The following is a 1,635-nucleotide window of genomic DNA, read 5'->3' as shown; positions in this document are numbered from 1 at the left end:
AGCCTGGATCCGCCGGCCGATTGGGCGGGTCGTGACAGCCGAATGCCCCTGTGACCAGCGATAATGGGACTTGTAGAAGGTTCCATAACGCCGAGTACAGGAGCACCGGTAGTGCGAGTATCCCATGATTTCTCCGCCGAGTTCGATGACGACAATCTGATCGCGAGGGCGGGCCTGGTCCCGGTGATGGCCCTGGCCGAGTCTGCCGGGCTGTCGGGGCTGGTCAAGGAGCATGTGAGCGTGGCCGGTACTCCCGGCGCCAATGCCACCGTGAAGGTCCCCTCGCTGGTGGCGGGGATGGTCGCCGGGGCGGACAGCATCTCCGACATGGACCTGCTGCGTCACGGCGGGATGGGCCGGGCGTTTACCGAGTGTCGGGCTCCGACCACCCTGGGCACCCACCTGCGCGGCTACACCTTCGGCCACGTGCGCCAGCTCGACGCGGTCGCCTCCCGGCTCCTTTCCGGCCTGGCCGAGCGGGTGCCGGGCCTGCTGGCCGGCGCCGATCAGGTGGCCTACCTCGACATCGATGACACCATCCGCGCCACCCACGGGTATGCCAAGCAGGGTGCCGGCTACGGTTACAGCGGCGTCAAGGGGCTCAACGCCCAGGTCGCGACGCTCTCGACTCCGCTGGCGGCACCGGTGGTCGCCGGGATCCGGCTGCGCAAGGGCTCGTCCGCTTCGGCTCACGGAGCCGCCAAGCTGATCTCCGAGTCCCTGGCCGCCGCGAGGAAGGCCGGGGCCGGTGGCCTGCTGACGGTGCGGGCCGACAGCGCCTACTACCAGCAGCCCGTGGTGGCAGCCGCCCGCCGCGGCGGAGCGTATTTCTCGCTCACGGCGCGGATGAACCCGGGAGTGGTCGCGGCGATCAGCCGGATCCCCGAGACCGCGTGGGTGGGTATCAAGTACCCCCAGGCGATCTGGGACGAGGACGAGCAGCGGTGGGTCTCCGATGCCGAGGTCGCCGAGATTCCCTACACCGCGTTCACCTCCCGGAAGCAGGCCGAGCACGTCGCCGCCCGGTTGATCGTGCGCCGCGTCAAACGCCTGAACCCCACCACGACCGGTGGCGAGCAGGATGAGCTGTTGGCCGCCTACCGGCATCACGCAGTGTTCACCGACTCGCCCCTGGGCATGCTGGAGGCCGAGACCAGCCACCGTGATCACGCGATCGTCGAGCAGATCATCGCCGATCTGAAGAACGGGCCGCTGGCACACCTGCCCTCGGGGAGGTTTACCGCCAACAGTGCCTGGACCGTGCTGGCGGCCATCGCGTTCAACCTCACCCGCGCCGCCGGCGCGCTGGCCTCGAGGTTCCATGCGAAAGCGAGGGCGGCAACGATCCTTTCCCAGCTGATCGCCGTGCCTGCCCGGATCGCCAACCGGGCCCGCTCCTGGCGGCTCCACCTGCCGCGGAACTGGCCCTGGCAATCGGGCTGGGAGACGCTGTTCAACGCAACCAGCGCCACATCCAGCCCCTGACCAGCAGTTACTGTCCCTACGAGAAGGAACCGACAGTGGAAGGGCCGGGCAGACCGGCAGATACCACACGCCCTTCACCAGAAACGCCCTCCAAATCCCCTCCCGACCTCCCGCAAAACGCACCCAAAATCCGGCCGGCGGATCCAGGCT

At 68.5% G+C, this 1,635-nt stretch carries 1 protein-coding gene; it reads left to right on the top strand.

Going from position 1 to position 1,635, the window contains the following annotated elements:
* Window positions 1-111 precede the first annotated feature (111 nt).
* A complete protein-coding gene (locus ACHUEU_RS16445; protein WP_394217162.1) occupies window positions 112-1,485 on the top strand; it encodes an IS1380 family transposase in 1,374 nt (457 codons plus the stop codon).
* Window positions 1,486-1,635 lie beyond the last annotated feature (150 nt).

This window comes from Brachybacterium vulturis, from assembly GCF_043641765.1.
Lineage (GTDB): Bacteria > Actinomycetota > Actinomycetes > Actinomycetales > Dermabacteraceae > Brachybacterium > Brachybacterium vulturis_A.
Note: the sequence above shows the minus strand (reverse complement) of the source record. Positions and strands in the feature narration are given on the sequence as shown.